A 25329-nucleotide genomic window follows, 5' to 3' on the forward strand; every position below is an offset into this window, starting at 1 on the left:
GCGGGGTCAGCCGGCGCGGCCGAACCCGGCGGGGGCGGGGCCGGCGGCCCGTTCCAGGACCTCCAGGACGGTGTCGCGGAACAGCGTGGCCTTGTATCCGGTCTGCGGCTGCGGCCGGCAGCGGGCGAGTACCGTCGCGGCCGCCTCCACGAGGGCCTCCGGGGTGGCCTCACGGCCGATCAGGGCGGCTTCCACCTCCGTCAGCCGCAACGGGACGCGCGCCACCCCGCCGGCCGCGACGGCGGCGTGCGTGACGGTGTCGCCGTCGAGCGCGAGCCGGGCGGTGGCCTCGACCAGGGGCCACTCGGCGTGCGCCCGGCTGACCGCCCGGTGGCAGGCGGCACGTTCGCCGGGCAGGGGCGCGGGCAGGCGGACCGAGGTGAGGATGCGGTCCGGCGGCAGCAGGTGGTCGGCGTGGTGGAGGCCGTCGCCGTCCCCGTACAGGTCGACGATGTTGCGCGGGGATTCGCCGTGCACCTCGGCCTGGGCGTCGTAGGTGAGCAGGGCCATCGCGAGGGTGGACGGATGCGGGGCGATGCACGGGCCGTCGCCGCTGACCACGCCGAAGTGGTGGTCGCCCTCCCGGGCCGGGCAGCCGGTGCCGCCCTTCTGGAGGCAGTCGACGTGCGGATTGCGGAAGTACCAGCAGCGGTTGCGTTGCAGCAGGTTGCCGCCCAGGGTGCCGGCGGCGCGGATCTGCGGGGTCGCCGCCGTCCCGGCCGCCAGCGCCAGCGCCGGCCAGCCGTCGCGTACCTGCGGATCGGCGGCCAGCTCGGCGAGCGTCGTCAGGGCGCCGATCCGCAGTCCGCCGCCGGGCAGGGGCGAGGTGCCGCGCAGGTGGCCGGCGCCGCCGAGGTCGGTGAACGGCCCCGGGGACACGCCGCTGCGCTGCCGGGCGGTGGTGTCGGTGCCACCGGCGCGCAGCTCCCCGCCGGTGGCCAGGACGGCGGCGGAGAGGTCGGTGAGGGCGGGCTCGGTGCTCACGTGGCCAGTCCTTCCAGGAGCCGGTCGGGGCGGATGGGCATGTCGTACGGGCGCCAGCCGGTCGCGTCGTGGACCGCGTTGGCCAGGCAGGCCGCGGTGGGCAGCGTCGCGATCTCGCCGAGGCCGACACCGCCGCCGGGCACGTGCTCGAAGCCCTCCTGATGGAAGTGGACGGTGATCTCGGGGGTGTCGCCGATGCCCGGGATGCGGTAGTCCTCCAGGTTGTCGGTCAGCACCCGGCCGGTGGCCGGGTCGACGCGCCGCTCCTCGAAGAGGGCGTAGCCGATGCCCTGGATGACGGCGCCCTCGCACTGGCTGCGGGCGAGGCGGTCCTCGTGGATGCGTCCCGCGGCGATGCCGCTCCACACGCGCAGCGGGCGGATCCGGCCGAGCCGCGTGTCCACCTCGACCTCCGCGACCTGCACCGATCCGGTGAAGCCGCGGCCGATCGCCACGCCGCCCATGGTCAGGTTGAGGGGGGTGACGAAGCCCCGGCGGTCGCGGGGGCGCCGGCCGGTCACCGAAACGCCGTGCGCGCTGTCCAGCCGGGCGGTGACGTCACCGCCGCCGAGCGCGTCGCGCAGCCGGGCGGCGGCCTCCGCCGCGGCGGGCGCGAGGGAGGGCGTGGTGCGGCTGCCGCCGGAGGTGGGGCCGTGCACGGCGTCGCTGTGGCCGACCTCGGCCCGCACCCGGGTCTCGGGCACGCCCAGGCCCTCGGCGACGGCTCGGCGCAGGACGGTGCGCGAGCCCGTGCCCATGTCCTGCACGGCGCAGCGGGCGACGACGGTCCCGTCCTCGACGGTGAGCTCGACCTCGGTGACGGGGTCGACGAAGTACAGCCAGTTGGCCGCCGCGACCCCGACCCCGCGGCGGAACCGGCCGGTGCCGCCGCGGGGTCCCGACGACCAGACCGGAAGGGTCTCGGCCCGGTCGTACAGGGCGTGCCGCTTGAGGTTGCCGTCCCAGCGGCGGCGCAGGGCGATCGGGTCCCGGCCGAGCCGGTGGGCCATCTCGTCGACGGCCTGCTCCAGCGCCCAGCACATCGTGGGTCCGCCCGGACCGCGGAACGGGGCGCCCGCCGGCCGGTGGGTGACCGTGTCGAAGTCGCGCAGCCGGCGCGGGGCCCGGCCGTACACGAACCGGGCCAGGGCCGCGACGGAGCCGCCCACCGAGACCCCGCCGTCGCTGTCGGCGTCCATGGCCAGGGCGCTCAGATCGCCGTCCTCGTCCGCGACCATCGCCAGCTGGATGCGGGCGCCGGGCCGGTATCCGCCGTCGGTGAGTTCCTCGTCCCGGTCGAGCACCACCCGCACCGGGGCGTCGTGCAGCCGGGCCAGTTCCACCGCGGCGACGACGTCGGAGGTCAGACCCATCTTGCAGCCGAAACCGCCGCCTACGTGGACGGCGTTCGCGGTCACCCGGTCGAGGGGCACGCCGAAGCGTTCGGCGGCGAGCTCGGCCACCCGCTTCACCGACTGCGTGGACACCTCCAGGTGGAGGGCGCCGTCGACCCACCGGGCCAGGCAGGCGTGCGGTTCGAGCGGGGTGTGCGTCTGCGCGGCGGCGGTGAAGACGCCCTCGACCACCCGCTCCGGGTTCCGGCTGCGGGCCTCGGTGATACGGCGTACGGCGGTGGCGGGTCGCTTGCTCATGGCGGACGGTCCCCGCCGGTTGCCGCGCCAGCGGGCGGGCACCAGCTGGGGGCTCTCGCCGGAGCCCGGTGCCCGTTTGCGCGCCGCCTTGTCCTCGTAGACGAGCGGCCCCGCGCCGGCCCGGGACTCGCGTACGTCGAGGGCGGCCGGCAGTACCTCGTAGTCCACCGTGACCCGCGCCGCGGCCGCCCGCGCGGCGGCCCGGTCCGGGGCCGCGACCGCGGCCACCGGCTGTCCGACGTACCGCACGATCCCGTCGGGAGGCAGCATCGGCACCAGCGGGACGTCGCCGGCCTCCAGGGACCGTACGTGCGCGTGGGCGTGCGGCGAGCGGATGATCACACCCTCCAGCAGTCCCTCGGGCCGCAGGTCCGTGGTGTACCGGGCCGAGCCGTCGACCTTCTCCGGGGCCTCGGTGCGCGGGACGGCAGGGGCCGCGCCGTCCGCCGGCGTCCTGTCGTAGTCGCCCGCGCAGGCCGCCGCCACCGCGCTGAAGATGCGCTCGTAGGCTCCGCAGCGGCACAGGTGGCCGGCCAGCGCGTCCGCGATCTGCTCCCGCCCCGGGCGGGTGCGGCCGTGCGCGGCCCGCCACCGCGCGAAGAACGCGGCCGCCTCGACGACGAACCCCGGGGTGCAGTAGCCGCACTGGAGGGCGTCCTCGCCGGCGAAGGCACGCGCCACCGGGTGGCCGGACAGGCCCTCCACCGTCGTCACCCGCCGGCCGGCCAGGGCGACCGCCGGCGTCAGGCAGGACACCCGGGGCTCGCCGTCGACCTGGATCGTGCAGGCCCCGCACACCCCGCCCGCGCAGACCAGTTTGGTGCCGGTCAGGCCCAGCCGGTCGCGCACCACCTCCACGGCGGCCGGGTCGTCGTCCACGTCCACCGCGCGCGGGGCGCCATTGACCTCGAACTCCACGAGACGTACTCCTCAGCCGTGGGGTGGCGACCGCCGGACCTGGGCCGTAGCGCTCGCCTTCAGCCTCCTTGATAGCCCGCACCCGGGGTCCGCGCAGTTCGGAGCGGCCGATGGGGCTCACTGCACCCGGCGGCGGACCATGGACGTGCGGACCTCGCGGGCGCCCCCCGTCAGGGGGCGGTGTTCCGGAGCAGTTCGGCGAGCCGCAGCAGCCCCCGGGTGAGTTCCGGCCGGGAATTCGGCGCACCCAGCCCGATGCGGAAGCCCGGCCGTGCGCCGCCGCCGAACTCGCCCTCGGGCGCGACGGCCACCCCCCGGTCCCTCGCCCGCGCCGCGAACTCCGCTCCGGTTTCGTCACCGAGGTCCACCCAGGCGTGCGCCCCGCCCACGGCGCAGCGCCGCGCCTCGGGGAGCAGGTCCCGTACGAGGTCGAGCCGCGCGGCGGACTCGGCCCTGCGCCCGTCGGCCAGCCGCGCGACCAGCCCGTCGACGAGCCAGCGGTGCACGAGGTCCACGGCGAGGGACGCCGGGGTCCAGGCGCTGCGCCTCGCGGCCGCCGCCATGCCGTCACCGAGCGCGGGCGGGCAGCTCACGAACGCCAGCCGCAGACCGGGGGCGACCGCCTTGCTGGTGCTGGCCAGGTACACGCTGTGCCGCGGGGCGAGCGTGCTCACCGGCGGCGGCGCGTCCTTGGCCAGCGGGCCGAAGGGGTCGTCCTCGACCAGGGTCAGCCCGCGGGCGCGCACCACCTCGGCCAGTTCGGCCCGGCGGCCGGCGGGCATCGTGACCCCCGTCGGATTGTGCAGGGTGGCCGAGGTGACCACGACGGAGGCGGACGCCGCCGCGGCGGCCAGCGCGTCCGGGCGCATCCCGTCGCCGTCGTGCGCCACGGGCACCGGCCGCAGGCCGAGCAGCCGGGCGGCGGCCCTGACCCCGGGGTTGGCCAGGGCGTCGACGGCGATCCGGTCCCCGGCGCGGGTCAGGGAGGTGAGTGCGGTGAACAGCGCGTGCTGGCCGCCGGAGACCGCGATCACCCGGTGCGTCGGCACCCGCAGACCGAACAGGTCCAGGTAGTCGGCGCCGAGCGCGTCCGCGTCCCGGGCCAGACCGGTGCCCAGCAGCGTGCCGAGCTGCCCGTGGGTCCAGGCCCCGCCGAGCGCGTCGAGCAGCGCCGACGGCGGGGGAGCGGCCCAGTTCCCGGACAGGTCCACGACTCCCGCGCCGCCGTCGGCGTCCGCGTCGAAGCCCGCCACCCCCCGGCCGGCCCGTACGAACGTGCCGCGCCCCGCCTCCCCGCTGGTCAGGCCGCGCCGGCTCAGCTCCGTGTAGGCGCGCGAGACCGTGCCCGGGGTGACGGCGAGCCGGTGGGCCACCGCCCGCACGGTCGGCAGGCGCCAGCCGTCGGGCAGCCGGCCCGCCTCGATGTCACGGGCGATCCCGTCGGCGAGCCGTCGGTAGAGAGGGCCGCCGCCGGGTGCCGGACGGGGCCGCCAAGTTGTGTCCATACAAGAGGCGATTGTACCGGAACTTGTTTCGCTCTACCGTCTCTCACATGGGAAAACTCGCAGACTTGCTCGCGGACGAAATCCGCCGGGCAGGCATCCCCGGCGCCGCCCTCGTGGCCTGGAAGGACGACCGGGTCCTGACCGCGGCCGCCGGGATCGCCGACATCGAACAGCCGTCGTCGCCCGTCACCGTCGACACGCCGTTCCGCATCGGCTCGACCACGAAGCCGCTCACCACCGCCGCGATCCTGGCCGCCGGCCTCCCCCTCGACGACCCGCTGCCCTGGGGCATGACCCTGCGACGGCTGCTCAGCCACACCGGCGGCATGCCCACCGACCCGATCACGCCCGGCAACCTGTACGGCCCCACCGCCCCGGACGCCCTGGCGCGCTGGGCCGACGGGCTGCCGCGCGTACGGCCGGACCGGACGGCCGAGCCCGGCCCCTGGCGGTACAGCAACCCCGGGATCGCCCTCGCCGCCCACGTCGCGGAGCAGGCCACCGGAGTCCCCGTGGCCGACCTCGTGGACCGGCTCGTGCTGCGCCCGCTCGGCATGACCCGCACGTCCTGGCGGCTTGCCGACGCCGTCGCCTGGGCCCCCGCCCAAGGCCACGAGGGCAGCCCTGCAGCCGTCGTACGCCCGGCCTTCGACCACGCGGTGTACGCCGCGGCCGGCTTCGCCTACAGCAGCGCCGCCGACCTCGCGCGCTTCCTGCGGCACGTCCCCGCCGCCATGCGGGTCCGGCACGCCCGTACGGCGGGCGAGGAGCTCGACGGCTACGGCCTCGGGCTGTACGTCGGCACCCGGCGCGGGATCCCGCGGCACGGCCATCCCGGCGGGATCCGCGGCTCCGGCTGCCAGCTCCAGGCCACCGACGACGGCCGGGCCGGCGTCGCGCTCGTCCACAACCTCCAGCCGGACGGCGGCTGGACCTTCGCCGGCGACATACTCGACACCCTCCTGGAGGGCGACTTCCGATGACCGGCCCCACCACCGCGACGGGCGGCCGCACCCGGCCCGCCGACGTCCGCACCGCCCGCCTGGCCCGTACCCTCCTCGAGCACTCGCTCGGCGTGCGGGCCGGCGAGACCGTCCTCATCCGCTCCACCGGACCGGCGGGCGAGCCGCTCGTACGCGAGCTGTACGCCCAGTGCCTCGCCCGCGGCGCCCGCCCGTCGGTCTACATCCACCTCGCCGACGAGGACGCCCTCGTCCTCGCGGCCACCCGGGACCCGGCGCTCCACCGCCGCCCCGACCCGATGCTCGTCCACCTCTACGACACGGCCGACGCGGTCCTGCGCATCGAGGCCGAGGACAACCCCTTCGCCCTGCGCGACCACCCGCCGGCCGACCAGGAGGCGCGCCAGGAATCCCGCTTCTCCCTCATCCACCAGCAGCTGCGCCGGCTTGCCGACGGCACGCTCCGCCGGTGCACCACGCACTACCCGACCGAGGGCTACGCCCGACAGGCAGGCTTGTCGCTGGACGCGTACACCGACCTCGTCCACCGCGTCATGCTCACCGACACCGAGGACCCGGTGGCGGCCTGGCGCCGGGAGCAGAGCCGCCAGCAGCGCATCGCCGACCGGCTCGCCGGCGCCGGCACCCTGCGCATCGCAGGCGCGGACGCCGACCTGCGGATGTCGCTGCGCGGCCGCCCCGTCGACAACTCCTGCGGCCGCCAGAACCTCCCGGACGGCGAGCTGTGCGTCGCCCCGCTGGAGGACAGCGTCCACGGCTGGATCCGGGCCAGCGGGCCCGCGTACCTCCACGACACCGAAGTGCGCGACCTGAGCCTGCGCTTCCACGCCGGCCGGGTCACCGACTGGGAGTGCTCGTCGGGCGCGGCGCAGGTCGCCGCGGCGCTCGCCGTCGACGACGCGGCCGGGCGGATCGGCGAGATCGGCTTCGGCCTCAACGAACGCGTCGGCGAGCCGGTCGGCTACTCCCTCATCGACACGAAGGCGGCCGGCCTCATGTCGGTCTCCCTCGGCCAGGGGCACACCCCCACCGGCAGCGCCAACCACTCACCGGTGCACTGGACGTTCCCGGTGGACCTGCGGCGCGGCAGCACGGTCACGTCCGACGGCGAACCGGTCCTCGTGGACGGCCTCCCGTCCCCGCCGAGCCGGTGACCACCACGATCCATCGGGCGCGTGAACGCCAGGTCGGATTCCTGCCAGCGCCGGTGATCGCCTCCTTGTTTCATTGAATCAGCAACCAATGGCGAGGAGGGTCTTATGGACGGCAAGGCGATTTTGGTGACGGGCGGCAGTCGGGGCATCGGAGCGGCGACCGCGCTGCGGCTGGCCGAGAAGGGCGCCGACGTGGCCATCACCTACGCCGCCGACGAGACGGCCGCGAAGGAGGTGGTCCGCCGCATCGAGGCGACCGGCCACAGGGGCATCGCCGTCAAGGCCGACGCCGGCCGGGCCGAAGACGCGGCCGGAGCCGTGGACTGGGCGGCCCACACCCTGGGCCGACTGGACGTGCTCGTCAACAACGCGGCTATCGGCGTCCTCGGCCCCCTGGACGCACTGACCCTGCCGGACGTCGACCGCGTTCTCGCGGTCAACGTGCGGGGCGCGTTCCTCGCCGCCCAGGCCGCGGCGGACCGGATGGGCGAAGGCGGCCGGATCATCAACGTCGGCACCTGCATGACCCAGCGGGTCCCCGGGCCCGGCGGCACGCTCTACACGATGAGCAAGTCCGCCCTGACCGGACTCACCAGAGCCCTCGCCCGCGAACTCGGCGACCGGGGCATCACCGCCAACATCGTCCACCCCGGTCCGACGGACACCGACATGAACCCCGCCGACGGACCCCACGCCGCTCCCCAGTCCGCGATGACCGCCCTCGGCCGGTTCGGCCGGCCCGACGAGGTCGCGGCCATGGTCGCCTTCCTCGCGAGCCGCGAAGCCGCATACATCACCGGTGCCGAGTTCTCCGTCGACGGCGGCCACGCCGCCTGACCCGGGCCGCACCCCCCCGCCGCCCCGCCCCGACAGCGCCTTTCACGGGCGGGGCGGCGGGGGACCGATCCGCGGGAGTCACGGCCCGGCGACCGCGACGCCACGTGACGGACCCGGCGCGCACCGCGCCCGTCGGGGGCCACCGGCGCCCGGAAGTGCTACAACTGGGTGCGTGATCCTTTCACGCCACCCGTGCCGGGCACGTCGGTGCGGTCACCCCTGAGCACCAGAACCAGAAGCGTCGCCAGACAGGTATTCGTCCTCCAGGTGGCGATCGTGGTCTTGCTCGCCGCCGGCGCCCTTCTGGCCCTGGTGCTCCAGTCGCGCCACGACATCGACCGGGAGGCGCGCAACCGGTCGGTGGCCGTCGCCCAGACCTTCGCCCACTCCCTGGGCCTCCAGCAGGCGCTGAAGGCACCCCACCCGTCGGCCATCCTGCAGCCGCTCACCGAGGCGACACGTGTCGACGCCGGCGTCGACTTCATCGTGGTGATGGACACCCGCGGCATCCGCTACACCCACCCCCAGCCGGAACGCATCGGCGAACGGTTCGTCGGGACGATCGGCCCCTCCCTCGCCGGGCACACCTTCACCGAGAGCGTGGACGGCCCCCTCGGCAAGGAGATCCAGGCGGTGGTCCCGGTCACCGCGCCCGACGGCCGGGTCGTCGCGCTGGTCTCGGCCGGCCTGACCGTCAAGAACGTGACCGGAGCCGTGAACCGCCAGCTCCCCGTGATCCTCCTCTCGATCGCGACCGGCCTGGCCCTGGCCACCACCGGAACGGCCCTCATCAGCCGGCGGCTGCGCCGCCAGACCCACGGGCTCGGCCCGCTGGAGATGACCCGGATGTACGAGCACCACGACGCGGTGCTCCACGCCGTCCGCGAGGGGGTCGTGATCACCGACGGGGAAGGACGGCTGCTGCTCGCCAACGACGAGGCCAAACGGCTGCTCGGACTGCCGGACGACGCCGACGGACGCCACATCGCCGACGTGCCGGGACTCGACCGCCGGATGGCGGAGCTCCTGCTGTCGGGCCGGGTGGCCACCGACGAGGTGGTGGAGACCGGAGACCGGCTGCTCGTGGTCAACCAGCGGCCCACCCGCCCCGGCGGACGCGCGGACGGCGGCACCGCCGTCACCATCCGCGACTCCACCGAAATGCAGGTCCTGACCACCCGCGCCGACACGGCCCGCCGACGGCTCAAGCTGCTCTACGACGCCGGCGGCGACATCGGCACCAGCCTCGACGTGGTGCGGACCGCGGAGGAACTCGCCGCCGTCGTCGTCCCCCGCTTCGCGGACTTCGTCACGGTCGACCTGGCGGACCCGGTGCTCGACGGCGACGAGCCCGGCCCGGGAGCCGACATGCGCCGCACCGCGGTCAGCGGCATCCGCCCCGACCACCCGCTCTACCCCCGCGGCAGACTGATCGACTTCCTGCCCTCCACCCCGCAGGCCCGCGGATACGGCACCGGCGAGGCGGAGCTCGTACCGGACCTCGCCGCCGCCCCCGGCTGGCACGCCCAGGACCCGCCGCGCGCGACGGCCATCGTCGAGTACGGGATCCACTCGCTCATCGCCGCCCCGCTCAACGCCAGGGGAGTGGTGCTGGGCGTGGTCAACTTCTGGCGGTCGGAGAAGCCGGAGCCGTTCGACGAGGACGACATGTCGCTGGCCGTGGAACTCGTTGCCCGGGCGGCCGTCAGCATGGACAACGCCCGCCGCTACACCCGCGAACACGCCCTCGCCGAGACGCTCCAGCGCAGCCTGCTGCCGCGCGCCCTGCCCGAGCAGAGCGCCGTGGACGTGGCCCACTTCTACCTGCCCGCCCAGTCGGGGGTGGGCGGGGACTGGTTCGACGTGATCCCGCTGTCCGGCAGCCGGGTGGCGCTGGTCGTCGGAGACGTCGTCGGACACGGTCTGCACGCCGCGGCGACCATGGGCCGGCTGCGGACGGCAGTGCACAACTTCTCCTCCCTCGACCTCCCGCCCGACGAGATCCTCGCCCGCCTGGACGACCTCGTGCAGCGCATCGACCACGACGGGGACGGCGGCGACAGGCACGACGGCGTGCTGGGCGCGACCTGCCTGTACGCCGTCTACGACCCGGTGTCCCGGCGCTGCACGGTGGCGCGGGCGGGACACCTGCCGCCGCTGCTGGTCGCCCCCGACGGCACGACGGAGATCGTGGAACTGCCGGCCGGGCCCCCACTGGGTCTCGGCGGCATGCCCTTCGAGACCGCGGAGCTGCACCTGGCGGAGGGCAGCCAGCTCGTCCTCTACACGGACGGCCTGATCGAGACGCGGACCCGGGACATCGGCGAAGGGCTGGAGCTGCTGCGCACGGCGCTCAGCCATCCCGACCGCGACCCGCAGGAGAGCTGCCGGGCCGTCCTCGACACCCTGCTGCCGGCCCGGCCGGCGGACGACGTGGCCCTGCTCGTCGCGCGGACCCGGTCCCTGGGCCCGGACCGGGTCGCCGAGTGGGAGGTGCCGTTCGAGCCGAGCGCGGTCGGCGAGATCCGCAACGCCGCGGCGCGCCGGGTCGACGCGTGGGGACTGTCGGACCTCGCCTTCGCCACCGAGCTGATCCTCAGCGAGCTGATCACCAACGCCCTGCGGCACGGAAGCGCTCCGGTCCGGGTCCGGCTGCTGCACGACCACGGCCTGACCTGCGAGGTGTGGGACGCCAGCAGCAACGCCCCGCACCTGCGGTACGCCGCCACCACCGACGAGGGCGGGCGCGGGCTGTTCCTGGTGGCGCACCTGAGCGAGCAGTGGGGCACCCGGTACACGCCCGAGGGCAAGGTCATCTGGGCGCGGCAGGCCCCGCCGGGCGGCCCGGGCCTCGTGGGCGGCGCGGAACCGGACCTGTCGGCTTTCCTGGACGTGGAACCGCTCTGACGGCCGGAAGGCCGGGCCCGTCACGTGACGGACCCGGCCTTCCGGCGGTGGCGGCTCAGATGCGGTCGGCGGCGATGAGGACGTACTGGAAGGAACCGTCCTTGTACGAGTTGATGAACGCCTCTTCGATACCGGTGACCAGGGACGACGTGGCCCGCAGCTCCCAGTAGGGCAGGGTGTCGGGAGTCAGGTCGATGACGGCCTGCGGCACGAGACGGTTGTCGGCCATGGCGCGCAGGTATTCCCGGCGGGAGTGGATGTTGCACTCGAAGTGCGCGTTGATCTGGGAGACCCACTTCGAGGGCTGGCCGTAGCGCGGGTTCCAGCAGCCGGTGATGGTCACGTAGCGGCCGCCGACCTCGAGGATGCGCGCGTGCTCCGCGAAGAGGTCGTGCAGGTCGACGTACATGCTCGACTCGTTGTTCCACGAGGCCGCGGCCTGCCCGGTCTCGAAGGGCGTGCTCAGCATGTTGCAGACGCGGGAGCGGACGTGGTCCTCGATGCCGAGTTCACGGGCCCGGTGGTTGGCGAAGTCGGCCTGCTTCGCCGACAGGGTGACGCCCTCGACCTTGCATCCGAAGCGCTGGTGGGCCATGACCATGGAGCCGCCGCGGCCGCAGCCGGCGTCCACGAGCGTGTCCTCGCGCCCGATGGAACCGAGGTGGTCGAGGAGGAGTTCGGCCTGCGCCGACTCCAGGCGGTGGAGCTCGGCGATCAGCTTCTTCTCGTACGTGCTGTCCCCGGTGTCGCCGAGGGCGGCGTGGTCGACGTCGCCGATGCCGTAGTGGTGGTGGTAGAGGCCGTCGACGTCGCCGAGGCGCAGGTTCACGGGCCTGGCCTCGTTGTTCCAGTAGCGGGCGATGTCTCCCTGATAGGCCGTCGCCGGGCTGGGAATGACCACGGAGGTGCCGGAGGCGGTCGCGGAAGTGGTGGTGAGATCGGTGCTAGTCACGGATAGGTCCCATCCTTACCAGAAGTCGGGCAGGCTGTAGCGGTAGGTGTTGGTCATGTGCCAGTAGTGGTTGCCGTCGACCCAGACGGCCACGCCCCGCAGGAAGCGCAGCACGCTCGGCACGGGGCAGGCGGCGGCCAGTTCGGCGGCTGCGGCCTCGAAGTCGTGCATGAGGTCGTTGTGGACCTCGACCGCCTTCAGGTACGCCTCCTTGTCGGAGAGGCCCTCCTTCGCGGCGATCACCACCGGCAGGTTCAGGTGCATGCCGGGGCTCTTGAGCTCCTTGGTGTACGAGTAAAGGTCGTTGGCGATGGTGGTGGCGTTGCCCGCGAGTGCGATGACGCGCTGCATGGCGGGCTGGGCGTGCAGGTCCGCCGGCAGTTCGTAGCCGCCGATGGTGTCGGTGATGGTGGGACAGGGGCGGAAGTTGTTGAACTGCCGCATCGCCAGGTACTCGTTCACCTCCGGGACGTAGTCCGTCTCGGCCCAGGCGGCTTCGGCGAGGTATCCCATGTGCAGCCGGGCCATGTCGTGCCGGAACCGGTCGGCCTGGGACGGGGTGGCCGCCCGGACGAAGTACTCCATGGCGGAGCGGTACGAACGCCGCGGGGCGTCCGAGAGCAGCGACTCCGCCCACGCGGGCGCGTACTCCTCCGTGGTGTGGACCGGGTCGAGGGCGGTGTGCGCCAGCAGCAGCCGTCCGCCCAGGCCGACGGGCGAGCCGCCGTGGTCCTCGCAGTAGACGTCGTCGACCACGTTCTCCGCGACCATCAGCCGCGTGGCGACCATCAGGTGGTCCACGGTCGGCGCGTCCGGATGGCAGGCGACCATGTAACGGCCCACGGAGAAGCCGTCGAACTGGTCCTCCCACTCAGGGGGGTACGCCTGGACCTCGTCCACCGCCCACCGCTTGATCCTGCGGCTGACCTCCTCCACCCGCGCCGGGTCGGGCTCGGGCACCGGGTGGTGGTAGAGGCCCGGGATCGGGGTGCCGGCCGGGGGTGCCTCGGGGGTCGCGGGCGTCGGCGGCTCCTCGCGCGGGGCCAGGCGCAGGCTCGTCGTGCCGGGGCCGCTGGGACCGCGCAGGATCCGCTCCAAGGCCGGGTTCGGCTGCGGTGCGGGCGGTGCGGGCAGGGTGGTCCGGGCGGCGTCGGCGTCGGCGAGGACGTGGGCCCCGAGGTGGGCCGCGGCGGCGGGCAGGCTCGATTGCAGAGGGGAAAGCCCAGGATCGGGCATCCGTGACTCCTTGGTGAGGTGGGTGGGCTCGTCCGGATCCGGGGGGCTTGGCCGGCCCGGGAGGGCTGGGCCGACGCGGCCCGCGGCATGTCCGCCAGACACCCCCTAGTCGCCGTGACGGTTCTGCCGCTGCGCTGCCGGGGGTGTGTCAACGGTCATCGGGCGAGCTCTCCTTCGCGATGCGGGCCGTCGGCGGCTGCGCGCGGTACCGGTGAAAGGGGAACAAAAGGCAGGGAAGTTCCCCGGATCCGCCAAGATCCTGGGGAACAGTAACGGCCGGTACCCCCGGCCAACGCGGCGAGTTCGCCGTCATTACCTCGATGCAGTGATCTTGTCCCGGGTGAGGTTTGCCCCGTCAACCGTCGGTATTCGGACCTGGTCACGGGCGTGCCCCGGAGCGTCGGTCCCCGTACGAATCCGGCCCCGCCCGTCGGCGGCAATCGCCTGGCCTGGTCCCGGGCTCGGTGCGGCGCGGCGTGCGCGGCCCGGCCCGCGGCCGGGCCCGGGCGGGATCATGGCCGGATGTCCCGCCCCGGGGCGCGGAGCGGCTGCCGGATCAGGCCGGCGGGATCAGCAGGGCCGCGGCCGAGCGGGCCCGTTCCAGGGCCGCCGCGCGGTCCGCGCCGGGCTGGCCGGGGCGCGCGGGCCCAGGGACAGGTACAGCTCGAGGAACAGGGCGAGCTTGCGGGGTGCGGCGCCCCGGGGCCCGGCATCTCCACACCCGGCCTCCCGGCCTCACCTTCCCGTCAGCGGTGGCCCGGACGTCACGGGAGCCGACGGGAGCCGTTGGATGGCGACCATCGCGGCGTCGTCGCCGAGCGTTCCGCCCGCGGCGTGCGTGATCAGATCGTCGTGGAGGCGGGCGAGCAGGTGGTGCGGACCGGCTCCGTCCCAGCGGCCGACCCGCTCCGCCAGCGGGTAGAAGACCCCGGCGTCGTCGCGGGCCTCCAGCACGCCGTCCGTGTAGAGGAGAACGATGTCACCGGGCGCGAAGGCGAACACTTCCGCGACGGGACGGGCATCGGCGAGGGACCCCAGTCCCAGCGGCGGCGCCGGATGCGCCACGTCCAGGGACGCGACGCGGCCACCGCGCACCAGCAGCGGCGGCGGATGGCCGCAGGTCACCAGGTGCAGGACCGACTCGTGGTCGGGGATGTCGAGCACCGTCGCGGTGACGAAGCTCTCGCCCGCGTCACCGGGGCCCGGACGCGACCCGTCCGGGTATTCCAGGGCCGGCGTCACCGCGGTCTCCAGATATGCCGCGAGCCCCGCCAAGGCGCCCTCCTGGTGTGCGGCCGCCCGGAAGGCCCCGAGGACGAGCGCGGCGTCACCGACCGCGTCCAGGCCCTTGCCGCGCACGTCCCCGATGATCAGCCGGGTGCCCTCGGGGGGTGCGGGCCGCCGCGTACAGGTCCCCTCCGATCTGCGCCTCCGCCTCCGCCTCGGCCGCGAGGTACAGCGAGGCGATGCGCAGCGGACCGAGCCGCTCGGGGAGCGGGCCGGAATGCGGGCGGCCCGCCCGGGTAGGCGCACGGCGTGCCCGCAGACCGACCCACCGAAGGAAGTGAGCGACGTGCGCATCGCGTTCCTGACCGCGCCCGAGGGCGTGGAGGAGATCGAACTGACCGCGCCCTGGAACGCGGTCGAGAAGAGCGGCTGGACCGCGCAGCTGGTCTCGACCGAGCCCGGACGGGTGCAGGCGTTCAAGCACTTCGACAAGGCCGGCACCCATCCCGTCGATCACGTACTCGCCGGTGACACCTCGGACGCCTTCGACGCGCTCGTACTGCCCGGCGGGGTCGCCAACCCCGACGCCCTGCGCATGAACGAGCGGGCGGTCGGGTTCGTACGGAGCTTCTTCGAAGCGGGCAAGCCGGTCGCGGCGATCTGCCACGCGCCGTGGACCCTCGTGGAGGCGGACGTCGTACGGGGCCGGACGCTGACCTCGTGGCCGAGTCTGGCGACCGACATCCGCAACGCGGGCGGCACCTGGGTGGACGAGAAGGTGCAGGTCTGCCACGCGGCGCCCGCGACGCTCGTCACCAGCCGCAAACCGGCCGACCTCGACGCGTTCTGCGCCGCCCTCGTGAGCGAGTTCACCAGGCGGTTCGCCGACGCCCGGCACGCTCCGGCGTGAGGCCGATACGAGCGTGCGTGAGGGCGCCCGGGCGTGAGGGCGTGCGAGCGGGGTAGGCGCAGGCCGGAGGCCCATACCGTGAGATACGCAGACTGGCTGCTGACAGCCAACGAACGGGGCAATGCCGCGACGCGCCTGGACCGGCGCCACCCGGACGGGTCGGCCTGGTCGGAGGGCAACCGCGTACGGGCCCTGGTGCACGGCGCGACGTACTTCGCGGAGCTGCTGGCCGGGATCCGCGCGATGCGGGCCGGCGACCTGCTCCTGTTCACCGACTGGCGCGGCGACCCCGACGAGCGGCTGGACGGACCCGGCACCGAGATCGGCGCCGTCCTGCGCGCGGCGGCGCAGCGCGGCGTCGTCGTCAAGGGGCTGCTGTGGCGCTCGCACCTGGACGGCCTCCACTTCAGCGAAGCGGAGAACCGCCACCTCGGCGAGGAGATCGAGGAGGGGGGCGGCGAGTGCCTGCTCGACCTGCGGGTACGGCCCGGCGGGTCACACCACCAGAAGCTGGTGGTGCTGCGCCACCCCGGTCGCCCCGAGCGGGACGTCGCCTACGTCGGCGGCATCGACCTCTGCCACAACCGCAACGACGACGCCACCCACCGCGGAGACCGCCAGTCGCTGCCCATGGCCCGTGCGTACGGGCCGCACCCGCCGTGGCACGACGTCCAGCTCGCGCTGCGCGGACCGGCCGTCGGCGACCTCGAAGCCGTGTTCCGCGAGCGCTGGCAGGACCCGGCGCCACTCAGCCGCAGCCCCTTGATCCGCTTGCGGGAACGGATGCACGCGGAGGACACCAGAGCGGACGCGCTGCCGCCGCAGACCGCCGATCCGGCACCCTGCGGCACGCACACCGTGCAGGTGCTGCGCACGTACCCGAACCGTCTGCTGTACGGATACCCCTTCGCCCCCGACGGCGAGTTCAGCATCGCCCGGGGCTACACGAAGGCGCTGCGCCGGGCCCGGACCCTGATCTACCTGGAGGACCAGTACCTGTGGTCCCCCCGCGTGGTGGACTCCTTCGCCCGGGCGCTGAGCGCGCACCGGCGGCTGCGGCTGATCAGCGTCATCCCCACGGTCCCGGAGCAGGACGGGTGGCTCACCCGCCCGATGAACCTGATCGGGCGGATCACGGCCCTGCGCGAACTGCGCCGCGCCGGCGGCGACCGGGTCGCGGTCTACGGCCTGGAGAACCCCGCCGGAACCCCCGTCTACGTGCACGCCAAGGTGTGCGTGATCGACGACGTGTGGGCGTCCGTCGGCTCCGACAACATCAACCTCCGTTCCTGGACGCACGATTCGGAACTCGGCTGCGTCGTCCTCGACCGGACCCGGGACACGCGCGCCCCGTCCGACCCGGCAGGCCTCGGCGACGGTGTGCGCGACTTCGCCCGCGAGCTGCGCCTGGAACTCATGCGCGAGCACCTGGACGCAGAAGTGGACCCGGAGGCGGAGGCGGAGGCCGGACCGGGGGAGCGGGCGCGGGACGCGCTGTGTGACCCCGAGGACGCGTTCGACGCGTTCCGGGAGGCGGCCGCCGCCCTGGACGCCTGGTACGAGGGCGGCTGCCGCGGTCCACGGCCGCCGGGCCGGCTGCGGCGGTACGCCCCGCCCGAGCTGCCCGCGGTGCAGCGGGCCCTCGCGACCCCGCTGCACCACGTCCTGGTCGACCCGGACGGACGCCCGTGGGGGCTGCGCCGCCGCAAGGCCTTCTGAAGGCAAGCCTTCTGACGCCTGCCGCGTCGGCGCTCGTCACCGGGGGAGTGCGTCACCCGGCCACCGCGGTCGTTCACGTCACTCGCGTCACTCGCGTCACTCGCGTCACTCGCCGACGATCCTGCGTACGTTCTCGATCCGGCCGCAGTCGGACGACAGGTGCTTCTCGCGTTCCCGCAGGAACGCGGCGCCCAGTTCCGCCCGCCGCTCGTCGGGGACGTTCTCCCGGGCGTCGTTGAGGATCGTGCGCTCCTCCTCGTCGAGGTGGTGCGAGACCGCCTTGGCCAGGTCCTCCAGCCGCGAGTCCCACGTCTCGGAGCCGACCTCGTCCACCTCCAGCAGAGCCAGCAGCGCCTTGTTGCCCTCGGCGTGTTCCTCCGTGCCGTGCTCCACTTCCTCGTTGTCGACGTTCCGGAATCGTTTGAGCGCGCCGTATACCTGGGATTCCTCCGCCTCGCCGTGTGCGATGAGCAGGGCCGAGAACTTCTCCAGTGCCCCTGCCCGGTCGGCCTCGACGCTCCGCATCCGTCGGAACAGGTCCTCCATCGTGCGATGGTCCTTGAGGATCACCGCCACGACGTCCTCGTCCTTCGCCGCACCTGCCATTCCATTCGCCTCCTTGATCGGGGAACTCACGGGTCGGCTGCCCCTGTGCGGGCCTTTCATGCGGAGTGCGCTCCGCACGAGGGGACGCGGACGTGGACGGTCTTGCCGTACCCCACGCCGTGGTGGCGGATCCGTATGTCGGTCCCGAGGCGGTTGACCAGGTGCCAGCCCCACCCGCCCTCGCCCTGACGGCCGGGCTGTCGGGGCTTCGGCTCCGCGCTGCTCGGGTCCGTGACGTCGATGTCGACGCCGTCGGGCCGCAGCCGCAGGTCCAGCGCACACGGGCCGGGCGTGTGGCGCACGGCGTTGGTGACGAGTTCGCTGATCACCAGCAGGGCGGAGTCCACCGCGAACGGCTCGAGTGCCGGCCGGCCCTGCTCGGGCGCCGTGAGGAAGCCCAGGGCCGCGTGCCGGGCCTCGGCGGCCGCGCGCCGGCCGTCCAGCACCAGATGCAGTGTCGATCGGACAGGCATGGGACTCCCGCAGCTCGCGTTCGAGGGTCGAGCCGGTCGGGGCGGGTCGGGGCCGGTCGGGGACCGGGGGCTGTTCGAGGCTCGACCCCTGACATCTGGCACCTGCCCTGTCCCCCACCGCTCACTCACGGTGCGCCTCGACGAAGTCCGCGCGGCGCCGACACCGCACACCGGGCGACCGGACGCGACGGGGGCGCCCCTCAGGCGACCGTGGGGCCGCGGCCCCCGCCGTCGGACCTCCGGCGGTTCGCGGCGGCCGCCGCCCTGCGGCACCAGCGGATCACGAGGAGGAGCAGGCAGACCAGGGTGAGGAACCAGGCGGCGGCGAAGGCCCAGATCAGCGCCGGGGACGAGGTGGCCGCCGCCCGCGCGCACAGTGCCGTGCTGGCGAGGCCGAAGAACGCGGCCCACAGGCCCAGACCGTGCGGCGCGCGCCCTTCCCCGGCGTCCGTCCAGGGGCGCAGGCCGCGGCGCAGCGTGCGCAGCCGGTGGTCCAGGAGCCGGTCGGTACGCAGTTCCTCTTCTATCTCGTGGAGGATCCGTCGCTCCTGCCGCGAGAGCTCGGGCCCGTCCATCTCACCGCTCCCTCTCCCGTCCTGCCTTCTCTCCTGGCGTCCTCCCCGCGCCTACCGGGCGGCTACCCGGGCCGGTGCACCGCAATCGCCGTCTGCCGTCTGCCGTCTGCCGCCCGGCGGCCGGAACCGGCAGGCAGGGCGATGGCGGGGCTCGCCGGCCCGCGCGCCGACCGCGCGCCGACCGCGCGCCGACCGCGCGCGGGACGCGCGCATGCCGGAGGCCGGCGGGGGAAGACGCCCGGCATGACGGCGACCGGGCGGCAGTGGCGCGGGAGCCGGGGTCCATGTGAGGGATCGCCGTCCGGTCGCACGTCATGCGACTCCGGCCCGGCGCGGTCCGCCGCCCGCTTCTCCACCGTTCTCGCCGCGCATGCCGGTCTGACTCCCCCTGGTCCCTGATGCGTGGTCAAATCGAACGCGCCTCAGGGTAGATGAGGACAGCAGAAGCGATGCCGGCTCCGGCGCGGGGCGTTACCGGTCCGGATGCGCCGCCCGCCACTCCGCGGCCGCCGCGTCCACGTCGAACGGCGTCAGGTTCAGCGGGGGTCCGGCCGGCGGGCGGGCCAGGGCCTCGGCGATCCTGGTGTTGATCTCGCCCAGGATGCGGCGGAGCTGCGACTCGGAGACGGCCGTACGGGCGGCCTCCGCCGCGTCCTCGGCCGCCTTGCGCAGGGCCAGGGCCGGTGGCAGCACCGAGACTCCCTCGCGGTGCATCTTCTGCCTGATCCACCACAGCTCGTCGTACGGCGCGGCATCGTCCGCGAGCGGCTTGCCGAAACCGGACAGCCGGGAGAACTCGCCGCGCTCGGCGGCCTCGCGGATCTGCCGGTCCACGAACGACTCGAAGCTGACTCCGGGCGGTTTGCGTTCGGTCATGCCTCCAGCGTACGAAACCGCCCAGCGTACGAAACCCCCGCGCGGCAGATTCCAAAAGAAATTCTGCAAAAATACTTTTGGAAAGTGGCGCCGCCGCTCTACCCTCCTGAACATGGTCAGCGAAGAACAACGACGCGTACTCGATCCCGAGCAGGACGCGGCAGCCCTGAAGGCGCTCGCGCACCCGCTGCGCATCCGGCTGCTCGGCATCCTGCGGCAGGACGGCCCGGCCACCGCCAGCGAACTCGCGGTCGCCACCGGGGAGTCGTCCGCATCCACCAGCTATCACCTGCGGGTCCTGGCCAAGCACGCGTTCATCGCCGAGGCCGAGCACCGTGACGGGCGCGAGCGCCGCTGGCAGGCGGTCCACGCCGTGACCTCCTGGAGCAACGGGGCCATGGAAGCCTCTCCGGTCAGCCGCACCTGGCTCAGCGTCTCGCGCCGGGCCCAGATCGAGCACCTGGGGGCTTCTCTCGTCCGGCACGAGGCCGACATGGCCGACGGACGGCTGGGACCGGAGTGGGTGGAGCCGGCCGGGATCAGCGACCTGATGCCCCGCCTGACCCCCGAGTCGCTCACCGAACTCTGGGACGCGCTGAACGGCAAGCTGGACGAACTGACCGCCCGCGATGCCGGCGACCCGCGCGCCGCACAGGTCGTCCTCCTCGCCGCCGGGCTGCCGCTGGCGCCGCGCACCCCCGGAGCGGAGCAGGAAGCCGCCGAATCCGGAGCACAGCGGCAAGCTGCCGCCCCCGCGCGGCCGGACAGCGAGGACGCGTCGTGACCAAGGCGCCGGGCATATCCGCCGCACGCCGCCGCTACGTCACGGTCTGCGCGCTCTTCTGGTTCCCGCTGGGCCTCACCATCGCCCCCGCGATCCTGCTCTTCACCGAACGCGGCATGACCCTGGCAGCCATCGCCGGCTTCTTCGCCGCGCACTCCCTCACCGCGGCGGCACTCGAACTGCCCACCGGAGGCCTCTCCGACGTGCTGGGACGCCGTGTCGTCCTGGCCGCGGCCGGCCTCCTGAACATGGCCGCCCTGACCCTCCAGGGTCTGGGCACCGCCCCCTGGCTGCTCGGCCTGGGCATGGCCCTGATGGGTGCGGGCCGCGCCCTGTCCAGCGGCCCCGCCGAAGCCTGGTACGTCGACACCGTCCACGCGCACTCCGGCCCCGACGCCGACCTGCGTACCGGCCTGGCCCGGGGCTCCTCGGCGACCTCCGCCGCGCTCGCCGCCGGCACCCTGCTCGGCGGCGCCCTGCCCTGGCTGCTCGGGCGCGGCCCCGACCTCGGCGCCCGGCTGAGCGAAGCCACCTCCGGGCTGGTGCTGCCCCTCTCCGTCCCGCTGCTGCTCGGCGCGGCGGTCGAAGTCGCCTTCGTGCTGTACGTCCTGACCGCCCTGCCCGAACCTCCCCGGCCGGCGGCCACGCTGCGCACGGTACTGCGAGGCGTCCCCGCCGCCGTCGCCGGCGGGCTGCGCCTGGGCGGCCGCGACGTGCTGGTCCGCCGGGTGTTCCTCAGCGCCGCGGCCGCGGGCAGTGCCCTGGCCACGATCGAACTGCTCACCCCGGGCCGCGCCGCGGCCCTCACGGGCGCGTCGGAGTCCGGGGCGGTGCTCTTCGCCGCACTCGCCTGCGCCGGATTCGTCTGTGCGGGTCTGGGCAGCCACTTCGCACCGCTGACCGCCCGGCTCGCGGGCGGCGGCGAGCGCGCGGTGATGGTGAGCCTCGGCGCCGCCGCGTGCGGCCTGCTCCTGCTCTGCGCCACCACGGCGTCCACCGGAGCGGTCGCCGTGGTCCTCGCGGCTGCGGGCTACGGCCTGGTCTACCTGGGGCTCGGCGCGGCAGGACCGAACGAGAACGACATCCTGCACCGCCGGGTCGCCGCTGCGGGCCGTGCCACCGCACTGTCCGTCCAGTCCCTCGCCCTGCAACTGGTGGGCGCCCTCACCGGGTTGACCGTCGGCGTCCTCCCGTCGGGCCCACTGCCCTGGCTCCTGGGAGGCGCCGCCCTGCTGGCGGGAGCACTCCTGTGGGCCCGCCGCAGCGGGCCCACGGCCCCCATCGCGGCCGAGGACGCGGCCACGGCCGAGGACCCGGCCGCGCGGCCGCGCGTGCCCGAGGCAGCCACCGGTACCTCACCCGGGTGACCACCCTCTGACCGCATGACGGACAGGCCGTCCCGCACCACGGACGGTGGTGGGGGACGGCCTGTCCGGAACCGCGGGGTTACTTGGCGCCGAGGCCGGCGTCGGGGACGGCGGGCTTGCCGGCGGCCTTGAGGACCTTGTTGAGGAGGGTGAGGTCGTAGATCCCGGCGAGTTCGGGTTCCTTGATGAGTCCGGCCTTGACGGCCCATGCGGACTGGGTCTTGAGGGTGGCGGCGAGGGGGTCGTCGGTGACCTGGATGCTCTTCCAGGCGGGGTCGATGACCTCGGGCTTGAGTGCCTTGCCGCTGAGTTCCTTGAGGGCGGCGTTGGCGGCGGCCTTGGCCTGGTCGGGGTTGGCGGTGATCCAGGCGTTGGTCTTCACGGTGCCGGTCAGGACGGCTTCGACGACGTCGGGGTGGTCCTTGAGGAAGGTCTGGGACACGATGACGTTCGTGATGACGAACTTCTTGTCGGGCCACAGGCTGGTTTCGTCGAGGAGGACCTTGGCGCCTTCGGCGACGAGCTTGGAGGCGGTGGGTTCGGGGACCCAGGCGCCGTCGATGGAGCCGGACTTGTAGGCGTCGGGGGTGACCTTGTTGTCGGTGCGGACGACGGAGACGTCGCCCTTGCCGCTTTCGGGGTCGACCGTCCAGCCCTTCTCGCCGATCCAGTTGAGGAAGGCGACGTCCTGGGTGTTCCCCTTCTGGGGGGTGGCGATCTTCTTGCCCTTGAGGTCGTCGAGGGTTTTGATCTTGTCGGGGTTCACGACGAGCTTGACGCCGCCGGAGGCGGCGCCGGAGACGATCCGCAGGTTGCTGCCCTTGGACTTGACGTAGGCGTTGATGGAGGGCGAGGGGCCGATGAACCCGATGTCCAGAGAGCCGCCGTTGAGCGCCTCGATCTCGGAGGGGCCGGCGTTGAAGGTCTGGGCCTTGATGGTGGTGGCGCCGAGTTCCTTCTGGATCAGGCCTTCCTTGATGCCGACCAGTGCGGTGGCGTGGGTGAGGTTCGGGAAGTAGCCGATCCGCACCGAGTCGGCGGAGAGCTTCTTGCCGCCGGTGGCCGCGACGTTGGTCTTGTCGTCGTCCTTCTTCGCGTCCGAGCCGTAGCCGCAGGCCGTCAGCAGGAGGGGCAGCGCGGCGGTGACGGCGAGGGCGCGCAGGAGGGTGACCGGTCTTGCGGCAGACATGGAAGTGTCCTTTCACGGAAGGGCTGTCGGGGGTGGTGCGGAGTCGAACGGGGCGTGGCGGGGCGGTCGGCGCGCACGGCACCCGCTCCCGGCCGCCGGTGGGTGACCTGTCGTCACAGGTCGGGAGGCGCAACGGTGTCGCGGATACCGCGGGAGGGGGTGTCGGGCGCTGCCGTCCGGCGCGCACCGCGCTCACGAGCGCGCGGGGCGGGGAGGTCGCGGCCGAGGGGTTCGCCCGCCTGCGGAGCGCAGGGTGACGGGCGTACGGAGGTGCGCCGCGCGGAGCCGGACCCCGAGGACGGGATCAGGCCTTGCGGACGGGGTCAGGCAGGCCGACAGATGGCGCTGGACGTACGGAGCAGGTCGATGTGCCGGCGGCTGGTGAACGCGGGCAGCAGGCGGCCCGCAAGACGCAGTGTTCGCACGGCCACCTCCCCGGATTCCTAGTTTTCCTACCTGGTTGGTAGGCATATTGGCAGACGGTGCCGCACACCCCAAGGGGTTGCCCACATGCCGGACGAAAGTATCTCGCCAGATGAGAACATGCAGGTCAGAGGGTGGATCGAAGTGAGTCGACCGGGCTCAGGGATTGGTCCAGGCGTCGGGAACGCGGGTCAGCGCGGACACGCCGGCCGGCAGCTCGTGCGACGCGACGTCGGCGAGCGTCACACCTTCGAGGATCTCGCGCACGTTGGACCGCAGTGCGATCCACAGGGGGAGGAGCGACTGCGCGGGGCCGGTGTACGACAGGTCCGGAGGCCTGACCCCGCGGACCGACACGAGGGGCCCGTCCACGACCCGGATCACATCGGCGATGCTGATGGACCGGGCGGGCTTGGCCAGCCGGTAGCCGCCGTTGCCGCCGCGCTGGCTGAGCACCAGACCGCCCCGCCGCATGTCGTTGAGGATGCCCTCGAGGAACTTGTGCGGGATGTCCTGGGCGTCGGCGATGGCCTCGGCCTTGAGCGGGCCGTCGTCCTGTGACGCGGCGAGCTGCAGTGCGGCCCGTACCGCGTAGTCCGCCCTGGCTGAGATCCGCATGTGCACATTATCCCGTACGGATCCGGCCCCCGCGTCAGTGGAAGGCGGCGGCTCCCACCGTGCGCTGGGAGCCGTTGAGGTAGTGCTCGCCGATGGAGCGCAGGCGGTGCGCGGCCGGCCGGTGGGCCGTGAGGACGCGCGCGTTGCGCCAGAAGCGGTCCAGGCCGGGTGCGTCGGCGAGTTCCAGCACCCGGGTGGTGATGTGCAGGGCGGCCTTCGACGTCACCGTCTCGGCCGTGGCGACCAGCGCGGCGACGGCCGCGGGCTCCTCCGGATCCAGGTGCGCACCGGTGTCGAGGGCCTGCGCCATCACGTCCGTCGCCCGGTCGACGACGGCCGTGGCCGTGTGTGCGGCCGAGGCGAGTTCCCCGTACGTCAGGAAGAGGTCCGGGTCCTCGCCGGGCAGCCGGTGCGCGTGGCCGCCCCTGCTGAGGTCGCGCGCTTCGGTGAGGGCGCCCTCGGCGATGCCGAGGGCGACGTGGCACAGCGCGAGCCGCAGCGCGGGCTCGGCGAGCGCGGTGAAGGGCGCGGTCGACTCGTCGTCGTCCGGCCGGCGGCCCAGCACCTGTCCCGGCGCGACGGCCACCCGGTCGAGGACGACCTCGCCGGCGCCGGCGACGCGCTGCCCGAGGCGGTCGCGGGCGGGCTCGACGCTCACGCCCCGCGCGCCGAGCGGGATGCGTACGACCAGGACGTCACCGGTCACGACGCAGACGGCGTCCACCACGATCTGGTCGGCGACGGCCACCGCCGTGTCCACGGAGCGGCGCCCGTCCAGCACGTGGCCGGCGGTCCGCGGCCGCAGCGTGAGGTCCGGTCCGTCGATGCCGCCGTCGGCCGCAGGGGTGCGGATCGCCCCGGTCCACAGCCACTGCTCGTCCACCGACGCCTCCTCGAGCGCGGTCGCGTGGTGGTGACTCGCGTAGAACCGGCCGCTCCACGCGTGGACGTAGTGGCGGGCGAGTACGGCGCCGACGGAACTGTCCGCCGCGGCGACCTCCCGTATGACGGCGCATCCGGTACGCCAGTCGGCCCCGCGGTCCGGACCCGGCGGAGTGAGGGACGCCAGCAGGCCGGCCTCGCGCAGCCGGGCCCGCTCGTCGGTCGGAGGCCGGCCCGCCTGGTCGCGGGCGATGGCGTCCGCGGCGAGGTCGTCCGCCACGTCACGGGCGGTACGCAGGAGCGCGCGGCGCCGGCCGGCGGAACGCGCACCGGCCGTGCTCGGGGTGGTCGGCACGGGCGTCACCGACAGGCCCGGGCGCCGCGGTGCGGCTCGGGAGCCGGCCGGCGGGCGCGGTCAGACGGGATGCCGGTGGTCATGTGGGCTACTCCGGAACGTTGTTGGGTGGCCTCGGGCGGTTGCCGGGAGAAGGCGGCGCGCGGCGCGCGACCGCAAGAACCCCACCTTTCCTATCGGATTGATAGGAATACTCT

General features: G+C 74.0%; 22 protein-coding genes. 8 read left to right on the forward strand and 14 right to left on the reverse strand.

Going from position 1 to position 25329, the window contains the following annotated elements; translation table 11 throughout:
- Positions 1-6: 6 nt before the first annotated feature.
- From OG764_RS34945 to OG764_RS34955, 3 genes are all read right to left on the reverse strand, one after another.
- Positions 7-984: an FAD binding domain-containing protein gene (locus tag OG764_RS34945; protein WP_328972354.1), complete on the reverse strand. Its 978-nt coding sequence runs from the start codon at positions 982-984 to the stop codon at positions 7-9.
- Positions 981-3554 carry a molybdopterin-dependent oxidoreductase gene (locus OG764_RS34950; RefSeq protein WP_328972355.1) on the reverse strand — a complete coding sequence of 858 codons (2574 nt, stop codon included), beginning with the start codon at positions 3552-3554 and terminating at the stop codon, positions 981-983. The genes OG764_RS34945 and OG764_RS34950 overlap by 4 nt, the downstream gene beginning before the upstream one ends.
- A gap of 170 nt (positions 3555-3724) precedes the next feature.
- The gene (locus OG764_RS34955; protein WP_328972356.1) at positions 3725-5059 is read right to left on the reverse strand and encodes an aminotransferase-like domain-containing protein; all 1335 of its coding nucleotides are present in this window, start codon (positions 5057-5059) and stop codon (positions 3725-3727) included.
- 47 nt (positions 5060-5106) lie between these two features.
- On the opposite strand from OG764_RS34955, the gene OG764_RS34960 reads away from it, so the two are divergent.
- The 4 genes from OG764_RS34960 to OG764_RS34975 all read left to right on the forward strand — a co-directional run bounded on the left by OG764_RS34960 (position 5107) and on the right by OG764_RS34975 (position 10940).
- Complete coding sequence (locus OG764_RS34960) at positions 5107-6042, forward strand: serine hydrolase domain-containing protein (RefSeq protein WP_328972357.1); 936 nt, start codon at positions 5107-5109, stop codon at positions 6040-6042.
- Positions 6039-7196, forward strand: coding sequence for an aminopeptidase (locus OG764_RS34965; protein ID WP_328972358.1), 1158 nt, complete (start codon positions 6039-6041; stop codon positions 7194-7196). The genes OG764_RS34960 and OG764_RS34965 overlap by 4 nt, the downstream gene beginning before the upstream one ends.
- 105 nt (positions 7197-7301) lie before the next feature.
- Positions 7302-8033 carry an SDR family oxidoreductase gene (locus tag OG764_RS34970; RefSeq protein ID WP_328972359.1) on the forward strand — a complete coding sequence of 244 codons (732 nt, stop codon included), beginning with the start codon at positions 7302-7304 and terminating at the stop codon, positions 8031-8033.
- Positions 8034-8240: 207 nt separating this feature from the next.
- Positions 8241-10940 (forward strand): SpoIIE family protein phosphatase, encoded by a 2700-nt coding sequence (locus OG764_RS34975; protein WP_443056266.1) that lies wholly within the window; start codon positions 8241-8243, stop codon positions 10938-10940.
- Positions 10941-10995: 55 nt separating this feature from the next.
- Here OG764_RS34975 and OG764_RS34980 read toward each other — a convergent pair whose 3' ends face one another.
- From OG764_RS34980 to OG764_RS34990, 3 genes are all read right to left on the reverse strand, one after another.
- Positions 10996-11892, reverse strand: a complete 897-nt coding sequence (locus OG764_RS34980; RefSeq protein WP_328972361.1) for a geranyl diphosphate 2-C-methyltransferase — start codon at positions 11890-11892, stop codon at positions 10996-10998.
- Positions 11893-11907: 15 nt separating this feature from the next.
- A complete protein-coding gene (locus tag OG764_RS34985; RefSeq protein ID WP_328972362.1) occupies positions 11908-13128 on the reverse strand; it encodes a family 2 encapsulin nanocompartment cargo protein terpene cyclase in 1221 nt (406 codons plus the stop codon).
- Positions 13129-13863: 735 nt separating this feature from the next.
- Positions 13864-14487 (reverse strand): PP2C family protein-serine/threonine phosphatase, encoded by a 624-nt coding sequence (locus OG764_RS34990; RefSeq protein ID WP_443056145.1) that lies wholly within the window; start codon positions 14485-14487, stop codon positions 13864-13866.
- A 214-nt stretch (positions 14488-14701) separates the two neighbouring features.
- Between OG764_RS34990 and OG764_RS34995 the strand changes: the two genes are divergently transcribed.
- Complete coding sequence (locus OG764_RS34995; RefSeq protein WP_328972363.1) at positions 14702-15265, forward strand: type 1 glutamine amidotransferase domain-containing protein; 564 nt, start codon at positions 14702-14704, stop codon at positions 15263-15265.
- A gap of 78 nt (positions 15266-15343) precedes the next feature.
- On the forward strand, positions 15344-16984 hold the full coding sequence (locus OG764_RS35000; protein WP_328972364.1) for a phospholipase D family protein: 1641 nt from the start codon (positions 15344-15346) through the stop codon (positions 16982-16984).
- Positions 16985-17089: 105 nt separating this feature from the next.
- On the opposite strand, the gene OG764_RS35005 is transcribed toward OG764_RS35000, so the two are convergent.
- The 4 genes from OG764_RS35005 to OG764_RS35020 form a co-directional block, all read right to left on the reverse strand.
- Positions 17090-17590, reverse strand: coding sequence for a hemerythrin domain-containing protein (locus OG764_RS35005; RefSeq protein WP_328972365.1), 501 nt, complete (start codon positions 17588-17590; stop codon positions 17090-17092).
- Positions 17591-17646: 56 nt separating this feature from the next.
- Positions 17647-18063 (reverse strand): ATP-binding protein, encoded by a 417-nt coding sequence (locus OG764_RS35010; RefSeq protein ID WP_328972366.1) that lies wholly within the window; start codon positions 18061-18063, stop codon positions 17647-17649.
- A gap of 200 nt (positions 18064-18263) precedes the next feature.
- Positions 18264-18638, reverse strand: coding sequence for a hypothetical protein (locus OG764_RS35015; protein WP_328972367.1), 375 nt, complete (start codon positions 18636-18638; stop codon positions 18264-18266).
- Between the two features lie 471 nt (positions 18639-19109).
- Positions 19110-19514: a J-domain-containing protein gene (locus OG764_RS35020; protein WP_328972368.1), complete on the reverse strand. Its 405-nt coding sequence runs from the start codon at positions 19512-19514 to the stop codon at positions 19110-19112.
- Positions 19515-19626: 112 nt separating this feature from the next.
- Here OG764_RS35020 and OG764_RS35025 point away from each other — a divergent pair, with 112 nt between their 5' ends.
- Positions 19627-20298, forward strand: a complete 672-nt coding sequence (locus OG764_RS35025; protein ID WP_328972369.1) for an ArsR/SmtB family transcription factor — start codon at positions 19627-19629, stop codon at positions 20296-20298.
- Entirely contained in the window at positions 20295-21665 is a 1371-nt protein-coding gene (locus tag OG764_RS35030; protein WP_328972370.1) for an MFS transporter, read from the forward strand. The genes OG764_RS35025 and OG764_RS35030 overlap by 4 nt, the downstream gene beginning before the upstream one ends.
- Positions 21666-21744: 79 nt before the next feature.
- On the opposite strand, the gene OG764_RS35035 is transcribed toward OG764_RS35030, so the two are convergent.
- The 4 genes from OG764_RS35035 to OG764_RS35050 form a co-directional block, all read right to left on the reverse strand.
- A complete protein-coding gene (locus tag OG764_RS35035) occupies positions 21745-22854 on the reverse strand; it encodes an aliphatic sulfonate ABC transporter substrate-binding protein (protein WP_328972371.1) in 1110 nt (369 codons plus the stop codon).
- 323 nt (positions 22855-23177) lie between these two features.
- The gene (locus OG764_RS35040; RefSeq protein ID WP_328972372.1) at positions 23178-23279 is read right to left on the reverse strand and encodes a putative leader peptide; all 102 of its coding nucleotides are present in this window, start codon (positions 23277-23279) and stop codon (positions 23178-23180) included.
- 157 nt (positions 23280-23436) lie between these two features.
- Entirely contained in the window at positions 23437-23895 is a 459-nt protein-coding gene (locus OG764_RS35045) for an RrF2 family transcriptional regulator (RefSeq protein WP_328972373.1), read from the reverse strand.
- A gap of 34 nt (positions 23896-23929) precedes the next feature.
- Positions 23930-25132, reverse strand: a complete 1203-nt coding sequence (locus OG764_RS35050; protein WP_328972374.1) for an acyl-CoA dehydrogenase — start codon at positions 25130-25132, stop codon at positions 23930-23932.
- Positions 25133-25329: the final 197 nt, after the last annotated feature.

Origin of the sequence: Streptomyces sp. NBC_00239, from assembly GCF_036194065.1 — a bacterium.
Taxonomy (GTDB): Bacteria; Actinomycetota; Actinomycetes; order Streptomycetales; family Streptomycetaceae; genus Streptomyces.